This is a genomic window from Streptomyces sp. NPDC044002 (assembly GCF_056434525.1).
The window spans coordinates 84,600-101,443 of sequence record NZ_JBWKEZ010000020.1 but is presented as its reverse complement, the minus strand read 5'-3'; the positions used below and the strand labels follow the sequence as shown (position 1 = coordinate 101,443).

Below are 16,844 nucleotides of genomic sequence, written 5' to 3'. Positions count from 1 at the left end.
CACGTGTGTGCGGCGCCCGCTCAGATCTTGCCGCGGGTGCCGCGCAGGTGCTCCGCGACCGGGCGCAGCGACGCGCGCAGCGCCTGCAGCGCCTCCGGCGGCAGCAGGTCGATGAAGTGCTCGCGGACGGACGCCACGTGGTGCGGGGCGACCTTGCGCATGGTCTCCATGCCCTCGTCCGTGAGGACCGCGTACAGGCCGCGGCGGTCGGACTCGCAGTTCACCCGGCGGACCAGGCCCGCGGTCTCCATGCGGGTGATCTGGTGGGAGAGCCGGCTCTTGGACTGGAGCGTGGCGGTGGCCAGGTCGCTCATGCGCATCCGCAGGCCGTCCGACTCCGAGAGGTTCACCAGGATCTCGTAGTCGTTGTTGGTGAGTCCGAAGGGCTGGAGATCCTTTTCCAGCTGGTGCATCAGCAGTCTGCTGACGTCCAGGTGGGTGCGCCAGGCGCACTGTTCGGCGTCGGTAAGCCAGCGGGTGGCCGTCTCGGTCTCCATCGTCTCCATGAAAGAACTCTACCTAAGAAGTTGAATTACGTACAAAAATAGGAAGATCGGATTCGGGTGGTGCGGGCCGCGGGCCTCACAGCCCGAGACGCCGCTGGAGATCGCCCAGCTGCCCCGGCATCCGGGGCACGCCCAGCTGCCCCAGCGGACCCTGGCCGGCCCCCGGAACGCCCTGGGCGTTGCCCGTGGCCGCCCCGGCACCCACCGCACCCACCGACTGCTCGGCCATCAGCAGCTCGGTCGACTGCAGCAGGACCGTGCCCGCACCGACGAACTCGAACTGGTGCTCCTCGCCGGAGGTGCCGCCGATGCCGGTCAGCGAGCGCAGGCCGCCCATCACGCCCGACATGTAGCCGTGGTCGTAGTGGTGGCAGGGGGAGGGGCAGTCCGCCCAGCCCACCAGCGCCTGCGGATCGACACGCAGCGGCGGCTCCATGAAGACCACCGGACCATTGGACGCCGCGACGAACTTCCCGGTTCCGATCAAGGTCAGGAAACCCGGGACGATCGACTGCTTCAGCGCCAGCGAGGGCTGGTACGCCAGCAGGTTCCCCGACCGGATGGTCAGGTTGCCGTTGTCCAGGTCGTACGAGTTCACGTCGAAGGCACGGTCGGCCAGCAGCATCTTGCCCTGGCCCTCGGCCACCACCCAGTCGCTCGCGTGCAGCGGGGAGTGGAAGCTGGTGCGCAGCAGCCGGTCGAAACGGCCGTTGCCGATGCCGTTGAACTCGATGCGCCCGTAGTAGGCGATCATCTTGCCCTTCTGCAGGAACCACTGGCTCCCCTTGAGCTCCACGCAGAAGGTGTACGCGTTCACGTTGTCGTCGGAGGGCAGGCTGTGCGGGTCGAACACCGTCGGGCCGCCGGGGCCCGGGTTCACGGGGCCAAAGTTCACAGCTTCTCCTCCGAGGCCTGTACGTAGACCGCGCCCTGGCCGGACAGCTCCAGCTGGAACGCCTCGCCCGAGCCGCGCCCCACCATGTCCCGCCAGCCGAGCGCGGTGGAGAGCTTGTTCCGGACGTCCCCGTGGTGGGCCACGTACGCCTGCGGGTCGACGTGGACCGGCCGGTTCGGGGTGATGGGGAGCTCGATGACTCCGCCGTGGGCCATCACGGCGACCGCGCCGTGGCCCTTCAGGGTGGTGGTGAACAGGCCCTGGCCGGTCACCTGGCCGCGCACCATGCCCATGACGCCGCCCTGCGAGCCCATGAACATCGTGCCCTGCTGGAGGGTGCCGTCGAAGGCGAGCAGCCGGTCGGCCTCGACGTACAGGGTCTCGCCCTGGAGGTTGATCACCTGGATGTGGTGGCCGCCGTGGCCGAACATCACCGTGCCGCTGCCCTCGACCGTCATCAGCGGGGTCTGCTCGTTCGCCACCCGGCGCCCGATCATGCCCATGACGCCGCCCTGGCCGCCGGTGATGCTCGGGGTGAAGGAGACCTCGCCCCGGTAGGCGAGCATCGCCCCGCGCTGGCTGTACATCTTCTGGCCGGGGACCACCTGGGCCTCGACCATCTTCGAGTTGATCTCGCGGAACGGCATCAGACGTCACCCCCGATCGTGTTGCGCTCGCTCGGCTGGACGTACACCAGGCCCTCGCCCTCGAAGCGGATCTGGAACGCCTCGCCGGAGCCCTCGCCGATCAGGGTCCGGAAGTTGACCCCCGACTGGAAGGACTGCTGGAGGTTGCCGGTGTGCGCGATGTACGCACCCGGGTCGACCGACAGCGGGTACTGGGCGCTCACGCGCAGCACCACCGCCGGCCCGTCGGACATGATCGCCGCCTGGCCGGAGCCCTCCACGGTCGTGGTGAAGAGCCCGTTGCCCGTGGTGGCGCCGCGCAGACCGGTGAAGGTCGTGCCGGTGCGCAGGCCGGCGTCGGTGCACAGCAGGTTGCTGGACTCGACGTAGAGCTTCTCGCCGCGCAGGTTCACGAGGTTGATCTCGCTCGCGCGGTCGGCGAAGTAGCAGGTGCCGTGCCCCTGGACCTCCATCACGGTCATCTGTTCGCCGGTCAGCCGGCGGGTCACCATTCCGCGGAGGCCTTCGCCACCGCCGGTCATCTTCTTGAAGGCCATCTGGCCGTCGTACGCGACCATGGCGCCGTTCTTCGCTTTCACGGCGTCACCGGTCAGGTCGACGGCGAGCACCTTGCTGCCTTGGAGTCTGAACTGAGCCACGGGGACGAAGGTATCGGCAGCGGGCCGGGGCGAACAGGGCCCGGAGGGCCGATATCCGCCACAATCGCCGGGCTTCGGGGCATCCGGGGCCCCGCGGGAAGATCACGGAGGGCGGCTGAGACACTGGGACGGACCCCAGGTACCCGGCCCCGAAGGTTCCCACGTGGACATCAAGACCGCTTCCGCCCTGCACCGGCTGCGCCTCATCTCCGTTCCGGAGGCGCTGTCGTTCCCGGCCCTGCTGATCTTCGGCTCGGTACTGAGCCGGGTATCGGACATCGACTACCTCATGATGCCGCTGGGGATCCTGCACGGGATCCTGTTCGTCATCTACGCGGTCTTCCTGCTGGACGTCTGGAACAAGGCGAAGTGGCCGGTCAAGAAGGTCGCCCTGTTCTTCGTCCTCGCGCTGCTGCCCTTCGGCGGGCTGTACGGCGACAAGCTGCTCAAGCGCGACGAGGCCGACAGCGTCATCGCCGCCCGCGCGCGTCAGGCGGCGGACGCGTGATCGTCGCGTTCTCGGTAACCCCGCTGGGGGTCGGCGAAGAGGTCGGCGAGTACGTGGCCGACGCGGTCCGCGTGGTGCGCGAGTCCGGGCTGCCGAACCGCACCGACGCCATGTTCACCACCGTCGAGGGCGAGTGGGACGAGGTCATGGACGTGGTCCGGCGCGCCGTGGCCGCCGTCGAGGAGCGGGCGCCCCGGGTCTCCCTCGTCCTCAAGGCCGACATCCGCCCGGGCGTCACCGACGGCATCACCTCGAAGGTCGAGACGGTGGAACGGCACCTCGCCGAGGACTGATCCGCCGGCCGCCCGAAAGGTTTCCGAAAAAAGCGCTCCCCACCCACGGGCGGGGGGCGCTTTTCGCATGCCCGAACCCAGTCCGGATGTGGCCGGTCTCACGGTTGAGCGGTCGCTCAACCCATTGAGCGACCGCTCAAAATCACCTACCTTCCCTCTTGAGCGACCGCTCAAATGCTTGAAGGGGGAGGCGGGGAATGGGCCTGTACGTCGAGACGGTGATCCACACCGGTATGGACGAGCTCTGGGAGCGCAGCCAGGACCCGGCCCAGCACCAGCAGTGGGACCTGAGGTTCACCTCCATCGACTACCTCCCGCGCGCCGAGGGCGAGCCCCAGCGGTTCCGCTACGCGACCCGTGTCCTGCCCTTCCTCTCCGTCGCCGGCACCGGGATCTCCGCCGGCGAACGCCACCGCCCCGACGGGACCCGGGTCTCGGCCCTGCGCTTCGCCTCGGGGCATCCGCTCTCCCCGCTCGCCGAGGGCAGCGGCTACTGGCGCTACGTCCCCGGCCCCGACGGGATCCGCTTCCTCACCGGCTACGACTACCGGCCGCGCTGGGGCCGCTTCGGCGCCCTCGCCGACCGGCTGGTGTTCCGTCCGCTCATGGGCTGGGGCACCGCCTGGTCCTTCGACCGGCTGCGGCTGTGGTGCGAACGCGGCACCCCGCCCGGCCACGCCCTCGCCCGGGCCCTCGCGGAGACCGCCCTGCGCGCGCTGCTCTGCGCCGCCGCCCTGGCGTACGCCCCGCTCGCCGCCGCCCCGGTCGTACTCGCCGCCGCGCTGCTCCTGCCGCCGCTGCCCGGCACCCCGGCCGCCCGCCGCTGCCTGCGCACGCCGCCCGGCCGCACCACCGCAACCGCCCCCCGCCTGCTGACCACCCTGGAGCCGTCGTGACCTCCATCTTCCGGGCCCACATGGGCGCCGACTTCGACCGCCTGCACCCGCAGATCCAGCGCCGCTTCTCCGTCGGCCTGCACAGCGGGGAGGGCTGCATCGGCCGCGGCACCATGGAGCGGATCTGGCACGGCGGCAGCTTCGTGAAGCCCTTCCTCCGCCTCGGCGGCACCCGCAACATCCTGGTCCCGCACGAAGGCCGGAACATCCCCTTCGTCATAGAGAACCTCCCCTACACCGACTCCTTCGGCCGGGAGACCGTCACCTTCGTCCGCACCTTCCACCTCCCGGACGGGCCGCGCCGCTTCGACGCCACGATGGTCCACAGCCCCGAACGCGACTGCGTCCTCGACTACCTGGGCACCCACCAGCACCTCGCCAGCGACCTGCACATGAGCGCCGAACCCGACGGCTCGCTGCTCATCCGCTCCGGCGAGCACCGGTTCCGCGAGGGCCCCGTCGACGTCCGGGTGCCCGAGCTGATCGGCGGCGACGCCGAGGTGCGCGAGTCCTTCGACGACGCCACCGGCCGGTTCCGGATCCGGGTACGGGTGGTCAACCGCCGCTTCGGCCCGCTCTTCGGGTACGAGGGCTCCTTCACCGCCGAGTACGTCGACGCCCGCGTGCACGGGGTCCGAGGCAGCCTGCGGCCCGTCCGCGAGGAGGTCCGGGCATGAGCGCGGGGACCAAGCAGAAGCTCCTCGAAGGCGCCCTGCGCACCCTCGTCGAGCAGGGCATCGCCAAGGCCTCGGCCCGCACCATCGCGGCCACCGCCGGGGTGGGGCAGGGGCTGATCTTCTACCACTTCGGCTCCGTGGACGAGCTGCTCGCTGCCGCCTGCCAGTACGGGGCCGAGCAGCGGGTCGAGCGCTACCGCGACCGGCTCGCCGCGCTGGGCAGCCTGCCCGAGCTACTGGAGTTCGCCCGCGAGATGCACGCCGAGGAGCGGGCCGCCGGGTACGTCGCCATGCTCGGGCAGCTCCTCGCCGCCGGGCAGAACTCGCCCTCCCTGGCGGCGGCGACCGCCGCCGGGCTGGGGCTGTGGATCGAGGAGCTGGAGGCGGTGCTCGCCCGGCTGCTGGCGGCGACCCCGCTGGCGGACTTCGCCGACCCGGCGGGGCTGGCCCGGGCCACGGCCGCCTCGTTCGTCGGCATCGAGCTGTACGAGGGGGTGGATCCGGAGGGCGCCGGACGGGCGCTGGCCGCGCTGGAGCAACTGGCTGCACTGGCCGGCGTCCTGGAGGGCCTCGGGCCGCTTACGCAGCGAGCCGTCCGCCACGGCCTCCGGCGGGGGACCCGGCCCTGACCCCCGGCTCCGCCGGGGCGCGGAAGGCCGTCCGGCCCAGCGCTCGCGCTGCCGCTGCCGCTGCGCGGGCTGCTCCCCGCCCCACCCTTCGCCCGTTCCCCGGGGCTCCGCCCCGGACCCCCGCGCCTCAATCGCCGGCGGGGCTGATTTTCCCCGGACGGCCCGAGGACGCTGAGACGGGAGGAGCGCGTAGCGATCTGCTGCGCCTGGGCGCTTCCCGGGCTGCCCTGTTCGTCTTCTGGTGCGGGTATCAGCCGAAGGCGGTCGTCGGCCGCTGAGGAATGAGGAGCGCGTAGCGATCTGTCGCGCCTGGAGGCGCCGCAGGTCGCTCTGATCAACCTCTCGTGCGGGGAGCCGCGCCCCTGGTCCGGGACCGGGACTTTTGGGGGCCCGGATGCATGGCGGGCCGGCCCCCGGCCCCTCGCCCATCGCTGACGGACCCGTCCCTCCAACCATCGACCGTGCCGTTTCTTTGGGGGTTTCCCGGCAGTCTTTCGGCTTTCCGGGGCGGGTCGGCCTGTCAAGGGTCGCCGAAGGCGATCACGAAGTGACGCGACGAAGGAGCGCCCTTGACAGGCCGGCACGACACGGAAGGACGATGGGACTGACGGGAAACCCCCAACCCGCTCTGATCCGGTCCGTGGGGATACCGCTCACCCGGCCACCGACCCGCACCTGGGGAGGCGGGTGGGCAACCCCCGCCCCACCCCACGGGGTCGAGGGGGAGATAGCGGGCCCGAACCGCGAGGCAACGTACCCGGAGCCCGGAGCCCGGAGATGTGCGCTCTGCCCGTCGGCACCGTCGCGGGTGAACTCTGGGCGGGGTCGGTGCTCACCGCCCGAACGCGTTCGCGGATCACCGCGCCGCTGGCCGCCGCCTCCCCGCTCCCGCTCCTGCTGTTCGCCGGCCGCCCGGGCCCGGCCGTGGTCCTGCCGGCGCTGCTGCTCGCCGGGCTGGCGCACGCCTACACCCTCGGGCTGGACCGGATGTACCTGGACGCCGTCCCCGACGAGCTGCGCGGGCGGGCGATGACCCTGCTGAGCACGGGCCTGATGACCCTCCAGGGGGTCGGCATGGCCCTCGCCGGCGCCGCCGCCGAGTTCCTCCCGGCACACGTCGTGGTCGCCGGTTCGGGTGCGCTCGGCAGCGGGGTCGTCGTACTGCTCCTGGCCGAAGTGCGGCGGTCGAGGAATGAGACGGGGCTCGCGGTGAAATGACCGCCCGGTAGGGTCTGGTGGATGCCCAAGCCGCTCAGCCTCCCCTTCGACCCCATCGCCCGCGCCGACGAGCTCTGGCGTCAGCGCTGGGGTCCCGTGCCGTCCATGGCGGCGATCACCTCCATCATGCGCGCGCACCAGATCCTGCTGGCCGGGGTCGACGCGGTGGTGAAGCCGTACGGGCTGACCTTCGCCCGGTACGAGGCGCTCGTGCTGCTCACCTTCTCCCAGGCGGGCGAGCTGCCGATGTCGAAGATCGGCGAGCGCCTGATGGTCCACCCGACCTCGGTGACGAACACCGTGGACCGGCTCGTGAGGTCCGGCCTGGTCGACAAGCGGCCCAACCCGCAGGACGGCCGCGGCACGCTCGCGTCGATCACGGCGAAGGGCCGCGAGGTGGTCGAGGCGGCGACGAAGGACCTGATGGCGATCGATTTCGGCCTCGGGGTGTACGACTCGGAGGAGTGCGCGGAGATCTTCGCGCTGCTGCGCCCGCTGCGGGTGGCCGCCGCGGACTTCGAGGAGAAGTGAGTCACACGGCAGCGCCCACGGCAGCGCCCACGGGCGGGGCCTCGGGCGCGGCCGCGTCCGCGGGCGGGTCCTCGGGCGGGGCCGCGTCAAGATCGAGCAAAACGGACGGTTAGGCTCGACGGCATGAAACGAAGCGTGCTGACCCGCTACCGCGTCATGGCCTACGTGACCGCGGTCATGCTCCTGATCCTCTGTGCCTGCATGGTGGCGAAGTACGGCTTCGACACCGGCGCCGGCCTGACCCTCGCGGTCTCGCAGGTCCACGGCGTGCTCTTCATGATCTACCTGGTCTTCGCCTTCGACCTGGGCTCGAAGGCCAAGTGGCCGTTCGGCAAGCTGCTGTGGGTGCTGGTCTCGGGGACCATCCCGCTGGCCGCCTTCTTCGTCGAGCGCGGCATCCGCGCCGAGGTCGAGCCGCTGGTCACCGACGGCATGGCGACCGCCAAGGCCTGAGCGGCGCTCGGGTCCGACCGGATCCGGACACCCCCGGGGAAGACTCTCCGGGGGTTTGCCATCGACATTTACTAGGACGTCCTAGTAAATTCATGAGCATGGACGCTGACGCCATCGAGGAGGGCCGCCGCCGCTGGCAGGCCCGTTACGACAAGGCCCGCAAGCGCGAGGCCGATTTCACGACGCTCTCCGGAGATGACGTCGACCCCGTCTACGGGCCCCGCCCGGGCGACTCCTACGAGGGGTTCGAGCGCATCGGCTGGCCGGGGGAGTACCCCTTCACCCGGGGTCTGCACGCCACCGGCTACCGCGGCCGGACCTGGACCATCCGGCAGTTCGCCGGCTTCGGCAACGCCGAGCAGACCAACGAGCGCTACAAGATGATCCTGGCCGCCGGCGGCGGCGGCCTCTCCGTCGCCTTCGACATGCCGACCCTGATGGGGCGCGACTCCGACGACCCGCGCTCGCTCGGCGAGGTCGGCCACTGCGGCGTCGCCATAGACTCCGCCGCCGACATGGAGGTCCTCTTCAAGGACATCCCGCTCGGCGACGTGACCACCTCCATGACCATCAGCGGCCCCGCCGTGCCCGCCTTCTGCATGTACCTGGTCGCCGCCGAGCGCCAGGGCGTCGACCCGGCCGTGCTCAACGGCACGCTCCAGACCGACATCTTCAAGGAGTACATCGCCCAGAAGGAGTGGCTCTTCGAACCCGAGCCGCACCTGCGCCTCATCGGCGACCTCATGGAGTACTGCGCGAACGGCATCCCCGCCTACAAGCCGCTCTCCGTCTCCGGCTACCACATCCGCGAGGCCGGGGCGACGGCCGCGCAGGAGCTCGCCTACACCCTCGCCGACGGCTTCGGCTACGTGGAACTCGGCCTCTCCCGCGGCCTGGACGTCGACCACTTCGCCTCCGGCCTCTCCTTCTTCTTCGACGCCCACCTCGACTTCTTCGAGGAGATCGCCAAGTTCCGCGCCGCCCGCCGCATCTGGGCCCGCTGGATGAAGGAGGTCTACGGCGCGAAGTCGGACAAGGCCATGTGGCTGCGCTTCCACACCCAGACCGCCGGCGTCTCCCTCACCGCGCAGCAGCCGTACAACAACGTCGTGCGCACCGCGGTCGAGGCCCTCGCGGCCGTCCTCGGCGGCACCAACTCCCTGCACACCAACGCCCTCGACGAGACCCTCGCCCTCCCCAGCGAGCAGGCCGCCGAGATCGCGCTGCGCACGCAGCAGGTGCTGATGGAGGAGACCGGCGTCGCCAACGTCGCCGACCCGCTGGGCGGTTCCTGGTACGTGGAGCAGCTCACCGACCGCATCGAGGCCGACGCCGAGAAGATCTTCGACCAGATCAAGGAGCGCGGCCTGCGCGCCCACCCGGACGGCCGGCACCCCATCGGGCCGATCACCTCCGGCATCCTGCGCGGCATCGAGGACGGCTGGTTCACCGGCGAGATCGCCGAGTCGGCCTTCCAGTACCAGCGCTCCCTGGAGAAGGGCGACAAGCGGGTCGTCGGCGTCAACGTCCACCACGGCTCCGTCACCGGCGACCTGGAGATCCTCCGCGTCAGCCACGAGGTGGAGACCGAGCAGGTCCGCGTCCTGGCCGCCCGCAAGGAGCGCCGCGACGACGCCAAGGTGGCGGCCTCGCTGAAGGCGATGCTGGACGCCGCCCGGGACGGGTCGAACATGATCCCGGCCATGCTGGACGCGGTGCGCGCCGAGGCCACGCTCGGCGAGATCTGCAACGTCCTGCGCGACGAGTGGGGCGTCTACACGGAGCCCCCGGGCTTCTAGACCCGCCGCACGACCGCGCAACGACCGCGCAACGACCGCGCAACGACCGCGCAACGGCCGGTCACGCCCCCACGGCAGGGGGCGTGACCGGCCTCCCCGTTTTCCCGGTCAGGCGCGGGTCGCGCCCTGGAGGCCGTGCATCAGGAGGGCGGTGAAGGCGCCGGCCCACAGTTCGTCCACCGGCTCGCAGCTCACCAGCGCCCGGTGCACCACCGTGCCCGCGATCACGTCGAAGATCAGGTCCGTGGTGTGGCGGGCCAGGGCCGCGTCCTCCTCGGGCGGGAGTTCGCCCCGGGCCTGGGCCCGTTCGCGGCCCAGTACGACGAGACGTTTCTGCCGGTCCACGATCGCCGACCGGATCCGGTCCCGCAGCGCCTCGTCCCGGGTGGACTCCGCGACCACGGCCATCAGCGCCGTACGGGCCTCCGGGCGCCGCAGCAGCCGCGCGAACTGGAGCACCACGTCCTCGATGTCGGCTTCGAGCGAGCCCCGGTCCGGCAGCTCCAGCTCGTCGAACAGCTCGGCGACGGCGTCCACGACCAGCTCGTTCTTGCCCGCCCAGCGCCGGTAGAGGGTGGTCTTGGCGACCCCGGCGCGGGCCGAGACGTCCCCCATCGTCAGCTTCGACCAGCCCAGCTCCACCAGCGCGTCCCGGGTCGCCGCGAGGATCGCGGTGTCGGCGGCCGCGCTGCGGGGGCGGCCGGTACGGCCGTGCGGGGAGCTGACGCCGGGGCTGGGGTTGCGCATGGCCGAGACCATACCCGCCGGTAGCGGAACCGTCGGGGGTCTGTTCGCTGTGGTTCAGATCACCGGGCGCGCGGGCTCCGGGGGAGTTACGCTACGGCTCGTAGCGTAAGAGCGACAACCACGCGAAGCTACTGGCGCCAGGTGGGGACCCGGCGCCGACCAACGAATAAGGCACAACGCAGGACGATCTTTCGGGATCCTTTTCGTCGGCGCGCGCACAAGGGGGAGGATGTACGCATGCAGCCCAGAAACATGTCCATGAGCGGCGTGGTCGACCTCGCCGCTGTGAAGGCGGCCGGCGAAGCCAAGGCCAAGGCCGAGCAGGCGCGCAACGAGGCGGCCCGGCAGGCCGGTGGCGGCGCGGGCAGCGCGCCCGGCGGCGCGGTACCGCCGTCCGCCCTCGTCATCGACGTATCCGAGGCGGGCTTCGAGCGCGACGTGCTCCAGCTCTCCAACGAGGTTCCGGTCGTCCTCGACTTCTGGGCCGAGTGGTGCGAGCCGTGCAAGCAGCTCGGCCCGCTGCTGGAGCGCCTCGCCGTCGAGGCCAACGGCCGTTTCGTACTGGCGAAGATCGACGTCGACGCCAACCAGATGCTGATGCAGCAGTTCGGCATCCAGGGCATCCCGGCCGTGTTCGCCGTGGTCGCCGGCCAGGTGCTGCCGCTGTTCCAGGGCGTGGCGCCCGAGCAGCAGATCCGCGAGACCCTGGCCCAGCTGGTCCAGGTCGCCGAGGAGCGCTTCGGGCTCATCGGCCTCCAGGTCGACCCCGGTGCCGAGGGCGCCCCGGCGGCCCCCGCCGAGGTCCCGGCCGGTCCGTACGACGCGCTGCTGGAGGCGGCCGTCGTCGCGCTGGACGCGGGTGACCTGGCCGGTGCGGTGCAGGCGTACAAGAACGTACTCGCCGACGACCCGGCGAACACCGAGGCGAAGCTGGGCCTGGCCCAGGCCGAGCTGCTGTCCCGGGTGCAGCACATGAACCCGCAGACGGTGCGCACCGAGGCGGCCGCGAACCCGAAGGACCCGGCCGCGCAGATGGCGGCGGCCGACCTGGACCTCGCGGGCGGGCACGTGGCCGACGCCTTCGGGCGCCTGGTGGATACGGTCCGGGTCACGTTCGGTGACGACCGGGACGCGGTACGCGTCCGGCTGCTGGAGCTGTTCGAGGTGATCGGCGCGGACGACCCGCGGGTCTCGCAGGCCCGTACGGCGCTGGCGCGGGTGCTGTTCTAGCCCTACTCCGGTGGCGTGTGCCGCCTCCGGCGATTTGTTGACACGGAGATAAACAGCGGCCGCGTTTTGCCAAAACTTGGCAATCGCGGCCGCTGTTACTCGCAGTAAATCGAACCCCGTGAACTGTCCGGTTGGTTCGCTCTTCACCCCTTCTGTCGTGGCCCAGGGTGACACCCTGTGTGGCCGCGCGACGGCACTGGGCCAGACTCCGGTTATCCAGCCGTTACCCGCCAGTAACGAACCCCCTTGTGCCCCGGCCTGGAATGCACCACGATCGGCGACGCTCGGTCCTTCCCGCAGAACCGCTCACCCGGAACCGCGGCGGAGGGTCCCCACCGGGCCGGCCGGTGACAGTGGCACCGGCCGTGGACAGGGGGGTCTCTGCCACACCGGCAGGGCCTGTCCTCCAGGTTGCGCGAACGCGTGGCCCAGTGGTTGTCGCTCGGGGGTGAACGCCGGTGTATCGGACGCGGCTGCGCCGCGGCTCGGCCGCCTGCGCTCCTTCCCGAGGACGTAGCACTTCTCCCATCCCAGGACGGGCCTCCCGGCCCGGACCGGAGATGTACGTCCGAGAAGGAGGAACAAGATGATTTCCCAGGTTCGTGGCGGGACCAGATGGAAGCGCTTCGCGCTCGTCATGGTGCCGAGCATCGCGGCCACCGCCGCGGTCGGTGTGGGTCTGGCGCAGGGTGCCCTGGCGGCGTCCTTCAGCGTGTCGGGCCAGGACTTCAAGGTGTCGGCCGACCAGCTCGTCGGTGACAACCTGATCCAGTACGGCAGCGTGGCCGAAGGCGCGACGCTGGGCGACCCCAACAAGAAGACCAAGCACCCGGTCACGATCTCCGGCTTCAGCCGCGCCGAGATCACCAACATGTGCCAGTCGCTGGTCACCCCGGTGCCGGGCCTCGGCGCCATCACCCTGCAGCTGCACACGGGCAACAAGGGCAAGCCGGCCGTCGCGGAGAACATCTACCTCGACGTCGCCGAGCTGGACGCGGACGCCAAGTTCGAGCAGCTCGACATCGGTGTCGCGGTGGGCGACGGCAGCCACGCCACCAAGCCGGTCCCCGGCACGGTGGCGGACGGCGGCCTCTTCTCGCAGCGGGCCAAGAAGGCCACGCTGACGAACGTCCGCCAGAAGGCGTGGGCGACGACGGCGGGCACCTTCACGCTGCCCGACCTCAAGCTCCGCCTGCTCAGCGGCGACAAGCCGTGCTACCAGGACGAGAAGTAATCCCGTCCCGTGTGTGACTGACCGGACGGGCGGGCGGCCCAGCGGCCGGGCGCCCGTCCGGGCTCCACAGAGTTCTTCCGTACCACCGTTTCCAGGGAGCTGTTGTCCATGAACCCCCAGGCCCCGGTTCACGCCGCAGACGAACACTGGCTCACTGTCATGCGCCTCCGCTTCCGTGCCTGGCGTGGTAACCGCCCCTTCTGGGCCGGCCTGTTCACGCTCCTCGGCGGAGTGCCGATCATCTACTTCCCGTTCGCGGACATCCGACTGGCCAACGTCACCCTCGCGATGGCGACGACATCCGGCTCCGTCTCGCTGATCCTCGGCGGCCTGCTGATCACGCTGGGCATAGGCCTCTGGTTCCAGCAGGGCATCCGGGTCTTCGCGGGCGTCGCGGCGATCCTCCTGGCCCTGGTGTCGATCCCGAAGTCCAACCTCGGCGGCTTCTTCATCGGCTTCCTCACCGCCATGGTCGGCGGATGCCTCGCGCTGGCCTGGGCGCCGGGCGTCCCGGCGGAGGACGAGCCGGAGCAGGCCGAGGCGGCCGAGGTGCCGCCCGCGGACCCGTTCTACGGCGTCCCCGGCCCCCGAGACACGGAAACGGCGTACGCGACCGAGACGACTGCCCACGCCGATGGCGGGAGGAACAGTGCGGGGTGACGAGACGCAGCGGGGCGCGGCCCCAGGCGCAGAGTCCCGTGAGAGAAAGGGTCCGCGCCACGCGGCGCCCAGGAAGTCGCTGCTGAACAAGATCCAGATACCCGTCGGCAAGACGATGGCGCTCGCGGCGATGCCGACGGCGGTCCTCGTCGGGATGGGCATCGCCCCGAAGATGGCCCTCGCCGACGACAAGGACATCCCCTTCGCGCCCGGCCCGTGCGTGACCCGGTCCGACGAGCCGTCGAAGTCGGCCTCGCCGACGCCGTCGACGTCGACGTCCGCCTCGCCGTCGCCCTCGGCCTCCGCCTCACCCGGCGCGAGCCCGTCCCCGGGCGCGAGCAAGGCCCCGAAGCCGTCGGCGAGCCCGTCGGCCTCGGCCTCCACGTCCGCCAAGCAGCCCCAGACCCCGAAGACGGGCACCTCCCCGTCCCCGTCGGCGTCGGCCCCGTCCGCCAAGCCGGCGAACCCGCTGGACCCGCTGGGCGTCGGCGACGCCCTCAAGGGGCTCGTGGACGGCCTCGGCAAGCCCCTCCAGGACGCGCAGAAGCCGGCCACCCCGGCGCCCGCGCCCACCACGACCACCCCGACGAAGGACCCCTCCGCCGACGCGATCCGCGAGGCCGCGAAGAAGGCCGGGGTCAAGGTCGAGGAGCTCCCGCAGAGCGTCAAGGACACGGTCACCAAGCCGAAGGACGAGACCGGCAAGACGGCCAAGGACGCGGAGAAGGACGCCGACGGGGCTTCGCCCAGCCCGTCCCCGAGCACGTCGGCGACGACGGACCCGGACGGGAAGCAGCCCTTCCCCTGCCCGACCTTCGACGCCGAGGCCTTCGCCAACGCCAAGCTGGAGCCCGGCATCCCGCTCCTGCCGGACGAGCCCTGGTACCTGGACAGCTCGCTGCTGACCCTCTACGGCCTCGACTACGAGGGCATCGTGGAGGTGAAGACGGCGGGCGGCAAGGTCAAGAAGGTCCTGAAGTTCACGGCGGACTCGCTGGACATCAAGGACCTGTACCAGACCGTCGGGAAGGGCCCCAACACCGCCCACCTCAAGTCGCGCCCGGGCTCCACGTCCAAGATCCGCGACGGCAAGGTCACGATGTACACGGAGAGCCTCAAGGGCAACCTCTTCGGGCTCATCCCGGTCGAGTTCACCCCGAAGACCCCGCCGCCCCTGAACGTCCCCTTCGCCTTCTTCACGAAGGTCAAGGTCGTCCAGGCCGGCCAGTTCGGCGGCAACCTCACCGTCCCGGGCCTGAAGAACTACATCGGCCCGGCGGAGTAGCGGTTCGGGCGCAACGCGAAGCTCCCGGCAGCGAAGAGGCTGCCGGGAGCTTCGTCGTCGTACCTGCTAGGCGGTCCAGCCGTACTCAAGCGGCGGGCCGGAGGACTCCGGCCGTTCCCGCGTCTCCCGGAGCCACTGGTCGTACGCCCCGGCACCCTGGAGGCGGATGCCCCAGTGGTAGCTCGGATCCACGAAGAGCCGCTGCTTGTACTCGAACTGGAACTCGATGCAACGCGTGGTGCCGGCCACCAGGTCGCCTGGGCCACTGAGGACGTAGCGGATGCCGGCGATGCGCTGGGTGAGGGCGTCGTCCCCCAGGAAGTGCGCACCGCAGGAGGACAGGGCGAACTCGTCCTCCGCATCGGCCAGCTCCTCCGGGGGCTCCACCTCGGCGACCATCCGTAGCGCCAGGTTTCCGAGGCCGCCCACGGAGTCCATTCGCAGATAGCCGCCCTCCTGGAGGGCCAGGTAGACCGTGCTGCCCAGGGGGGTGAAGAGCGGAACCCGCGAGTCCCGGTCGATGAAGCCGGGGACCTGGACGTCCCATACGCTCACCGCGCGCAGGGGAGCGAAGAGCCGGTCGTAGATCTGCCGAGTGGTGTCGTGCTGCTCGTTCACAGTCCTCCGGTCAGCCAGTGGAAGTCCTTCGGCTGCATGCCGGAGCCGTCCTTGAGGAACGTCCAGAACTCGCCGTTCATCTGGAGGACCAGAGTATGGTCCTTGTACCGGAAGACCAGACCTGCGGGAGAGTCCTTCTTGATCGTCGCGGTGCCCTTGAACTCGAAGCGACCGTCCTTGATCATCTGGAACCAGTCGTCGAGCATTTCGGCACCCTCGTCGTCCTTGTACTTCGGGTAGGTCTTGCCGAGGAGCTTCTGCATCATGGGCCGCTTGCGCTCCCAGTGCTTCTTCCACGTGTTCGGGTTCGTGGTGATACTCGTGAAGCACGGCGGCTTGAGCGGATCTTCCGCGGCCACGGCCTCGCCCTGAGCCGATGCGACCGCCATGGCCGGCGCCGCGGACTTGGACTTGGGCTTGGGCACCAGGCAGAAAGAGGGAAGCTTGCCGCCGGCCTTCCGTGCCCGGTCGATGATCGACTTCAGGCGCTTGACGGCGCGGGCACCGGCTTCCGCCGCGTCGAAGAACTTCGCCACGCGGGTGACCACCTTGTAGATGGCCTCGATGACGTCCCCGACCTTCTTCAGGGGGATGGCGTTGCTCGCGACGTCGAACAGGGCCCAGAGGCAGGGCTCGACCTCGCGGGTGGCGAAGCACTTCTTGATGTTGTCCAGGCCCAGCATCGAGATGAGGATGTCGCCGCCGTTGGCGATCAGCCAGTCCACGATGCTCGCGTTCATCGCGGCGAGCGCGGTGCGGTACTCGTCCACACAGCCCTGGCCGCACTGGGCCATCAGGACGGCTTCGTCATCGGCCCCCAGGGGGCCGCCGATCTTGGACGCGTCGGCCACACCGGTGTTGCCGGTCGCCATGGCCTTCTTGCGGTCTTCCTCCTGCTGCCGCCGCTCCTCCTCCTCGGCCCGGTCGGCCGCCGCGTCGGCGTCCTTCGCGGCCTTGTCGGCGTTGGTGGCGGCGGTCTCGGCGCGGTCGGCGTAGCCCTCGGAGTCGGTCGCGGCCTTGTCGGCCGCACTCGCGTCCTTGGCCGCCGCGTCGGCGGAGGCACGGGCCCCCGCGGCGCTCTTCTCGGCTTCGGTGGCCTCGTCGTTCGCGCCGAGCGCGGCGTCGGCGGCGTCCTTCGCGGCACTCTTGGCGTGGACTGCGTCGGTGCCGGCCTGGGCGCTGTACTCCTTCGTCTTCTCGTCCGCCTTCCTGGCGGCGTCGGCGGCACGGGCCGCTTCCGCTGCCGAGGCACGCGCGGCGGCCATGGACTTCAGTGCGGCGGCGGTGTCGGGCGTCGACACGGGGGGGGGCTGGGGGGGGAGGTTGGCGGTGCCGGGGGGCCTTTCCGCCCAGGTCTTCGTGGTTTCCCCGGCGTTGGTT

20 protein-coding genes are annotated in these 16,844 nt (G+C 70.7%); 13 read left to right on the top strand and 7 right to left on the bottom strand.

The window, feature by feature from the left end:
* Nucleotides 1-20: 20 nt before the first annotated feature.
* From AC07A6_RS17565 to AC07A6_RS17550, 4 genes are all read right to left on the bottom strand, one after another.
* Nucleotides 21-497: a MarR family winged helix-turn-helix transcriptional regulator gene (locus tag AC07A6_RS17565; protein WP_362459677.1), complete on the bottom strand. Its 477-nt coding sequence runs from the start codon at nt 495-497 to the stop codon at nt 21-23.
* An 85-nt stretch (nt 498-582) separates the two neighbouring features.
* Nucleotides 583-1,401 carry an AIM24 family protein gene (locus AC07A6_RS17560; protein WP_386273927.1) on the bottom strand — a complete coding sequence of 273 codons (819 nt, stop codon included), beginning with the start codon at nt 1,399-1,401 and terminating at the stop codon, nt 583-585.
* Complete coding sequence (locus AC07A6_RS17555; protein ID WP_042801807.1) at nt 1,398-2,048, bottom strand: AIM24 family protein; 651 nt, start codon at nt 2,046-2,048, stop codon at nt 1,398-1,400. The genes AC07A6_RS17560 and AC07A6_RS17555 overlap by 4 nt, the downstream gene beginning before the upstream one ends.
* Entirely contained in the window at nt 2,048-2,686 is a 639-nt protein-coding gene (locus AC07A6_RS17550; RefSeq protein ID WP_362459629.1) for an AIM24 family protein, read from the bottom strand. Before AC07A6_RS17550 ends, AC07A6_RS17555 begins: the two co-directional genes overlap by 1 nt.
* A gap of 163 nt (nt 2,687-2,849) precedes the next feature.
* Between AC07A6_RS17550 and AC07A6_RS17545 the strand changes: the two genes are divergently transcribed.
* The 9 genes from AC07A6_RS17545 (at nt 2,850) to AC07A6_RS17505 (ending at nt 9,690) form a co-directional block, all read left to right on the top strand.
* The gene (locus AC07A6_RS17545) at nt 2,850-3,194 is read left to right on the top strand and encodes a DUF3817 domain-containing protein (RefSeq protein ID WP_125816334.1); all 345 of its coding nucleotides are present in this window, start codon (nt 2,850-2,852) and stop codon (nt 3,192-3,194) included.
* Nucleotides 3,191-3,487 (top strand): MTH1187 family thiamine-binding protein, encoded by a 297-nt coding sequence (locus AC07A6_RS17540; RefSeq protein WP_478777653.1) that lies wholly within the window; start codon nt 3,191-3,193, stop codon nt 3,485-3,487. The genes AC07A6_RS17545 and AC07A6_RS17540 overlap by 4 nt, the downstream gene beginning before the upstream one ends.
* Nucleotides 3,488-3,684: 197 nt before the next feature.
* Nucleotides 3,685-4,383, top strand: a complete 699-nt coding sequence (locus AC07A6_RS17535; RefSeq protein ID WP_478777652.1) for a hypothetical protein — start codon at nt 3,685-3,687, stop codon at nt 4,381-4,383.
* Nucleotides 4,380-5,060, top strand: coding sequence for a DUF4166 domain-containing protein (locus AC07A6_RS17530; protein WP_478777651.1), 681 nt, complete (start codon nt 4,380-4,382; stop codon nt 5,058-5,060). The genes AC07A6_RS17535 and AC07A6_RS17530 overlap by 4 nt, the downstream gene beginning before the upstream one ends.
* Nucleotides 5,057-5,689 carry a TetR/AcrR family transcriptional regulator gene (locus AC07A6_RS17525; RefSeq protein ID WP_386273923.1) on the top strand — a complete coding sequence of 211 codons (633 nt, stop codon included), beginning with the start codon at nt 5,057-5,059 and terminating at the stop codon, nt 5,687-5,689. Before AC07A6_RS17530 ends, AC07A6_RS17525 begins: the two co-directional genes overlap by 4 nt.
* 777 nt (nt 5,690-6,466) lie before the next feature.
* The gene (locus tag AC07A6_RS17520; protein ID WP_478777650.1) at nt 6,467-6,907 is read left to right on the top strand and encodes a hypothetical protein; all 441 of its coding nucleotides are present in this window, start codon (nt 6,467-6,469) and stop codon (nt 6,905-6,907) included.
* Between the two features lie 21 nt (nt 6,908-6,928).
* Nucleotides 6,929-7,438: a MarR family winged helix-turn-helix transcriptional regulator gene (locus tag AC07A6_RS17515; protein WP_362459600.1), complete on the top strand. Its 510-nt coding sequence runs from the start codon at nt 6,929-6,931 to the stop codon at nt 7,436-7,438.
* A gap of 123 nt (nt 7,439-7,561) precedes the next feature.
* A complete protein-coding gene (locus AC07A6_RS17510; RefSeq protein WP_362459597.1) occupies nt 7,562-7,891 on the top strand; it encodes a DUF3817 domain-containing protein in 330 nt (109 codons plus the stop codon).
* 98 nt (nt 7,892-7,989) lie between these two features.
* Nucleotides 7,990-9,690: a coenzyme B12-dependent isobutyryl-CoA mutase large subunit gene (locus AC07A6_RS17505; protein WP_362459594.1), complete on the top strand. Its 1,701-nt coding sequence runs from the start codon at nt 7,990-7,992 to the stop codon at nt 9,688-9,690.
* A gap of 108 nt (nt 9,691-9,798) precedes the next feature.
* Here AC07A6_RS17505 and AC07A6_RS17500 read toward each other — a convergent pair whose 3' ends face one another.
* Nucleotides 9,799-10,437, bottom strand: coding sequence for a TetR/AcrR family transcriptional regulator (locus tag AC07A6_RS17500; protein WP_478777649.1), 639 nt, complete (start codon nt 10,435-10,437; stop codon nt 9,799-9,801).
* A 237-nt stretch (nt 10,438-10,674) separates the two neighbouring features.
* Between AC07A6_RS17500 and AC07A6_RS17495 the strand changes: the two genes are divergently transcribed.
* The 4 genes from AC07A6_RS17495 (at nt 10,675) to AC07A6_RS17480 (ending at nt 14,846) form a co-directional block, all read left to right on the top strand.
* Nucleotides 10,675-11,667: a tetratricopeptide repeat protein gene (locus AC07A6_RS17495; RefSeq protein WP_362459588.1), complete on the top strand. Its 993-nt coding sequence runs from the start codon at nt 10,675-10,677 to the stop codon at nt 11,665-11,667.
* A 586-nt stretch (nt 11,668-12,253) separates the two neighbouring features.
* Nucleotides 12,254-12,901, top strand: coding sequence for a DUF6230 family protein (locus tag AC07A6_RS17490; RefSeq protein ID WP_125816177.1), 648 nt, complete (start codon nt 12,254-12,256; stop codon nt 12,899-12,901).
* Between the two features lie 108 nt (nt 12,902-13,009).
* Nucleotides 13,010-13,561 carry a DUF6114 domain-containing protein gene (locus tag AC07A6_RS17485; protein ID WP_478777648.1) on the top strand — a complete coding sequence of 184 codons (552 nt, stop codon included), beginning with the start codon at nt 13,010-13,012 and terminating at the stop codon, nt 13,559-13,561.
* On the top strand, nt 13,551-14,846 hold the full coding sequence (locus tag AC07A6_RS17480; RefSeq protein ID WP_478777647.1) for a hypothetical protein: 1,296 nt from the start codon (nt 13,551-13,553) through the stop codon (nt 14,844-14,846). Before AC07A6_RS17485 ends, AC07A6_RS17480 begins: the two co-directional genes overlap by 11 nt.
* Before the next feature lie 66 nt (nt 14,847-14,912).
* Here AC07A6_RS17480 and AC07A6_RS17475 read toward each other — a convergent pair whose 3' ends face one another.
* Together AC07A6_RS17475 and AC07A6_RS17470 are read right to left on the bottom strand one after the other, a co-directional pair.
* A complete protein-coding gene (locus tag AC07A6_RS17475) occupies nt 14,913-15,464 on the bottom strand; it encodes a hypothetical protein (protein WP_478777646.1) in 552 nt (183 codons plus the stop codon).
* Nucleotides 15,461-16,765, bottom strand: coding sequence for a hypothetical protein (locus AC07A6_RS17470; protein ID WP_478777645.1), 1,305 nt, complete (start codon nt 16,763-16,765; stop codon nt 15,461-15,463). The genes AC07A6_RS17475 and AC07A6_RS17470 overlap by 4 nt, the downstream gene beginning before the upstream one ends.
* Nucleotides 16,766-16,844 lie beyond the last annotated feature (79 nt).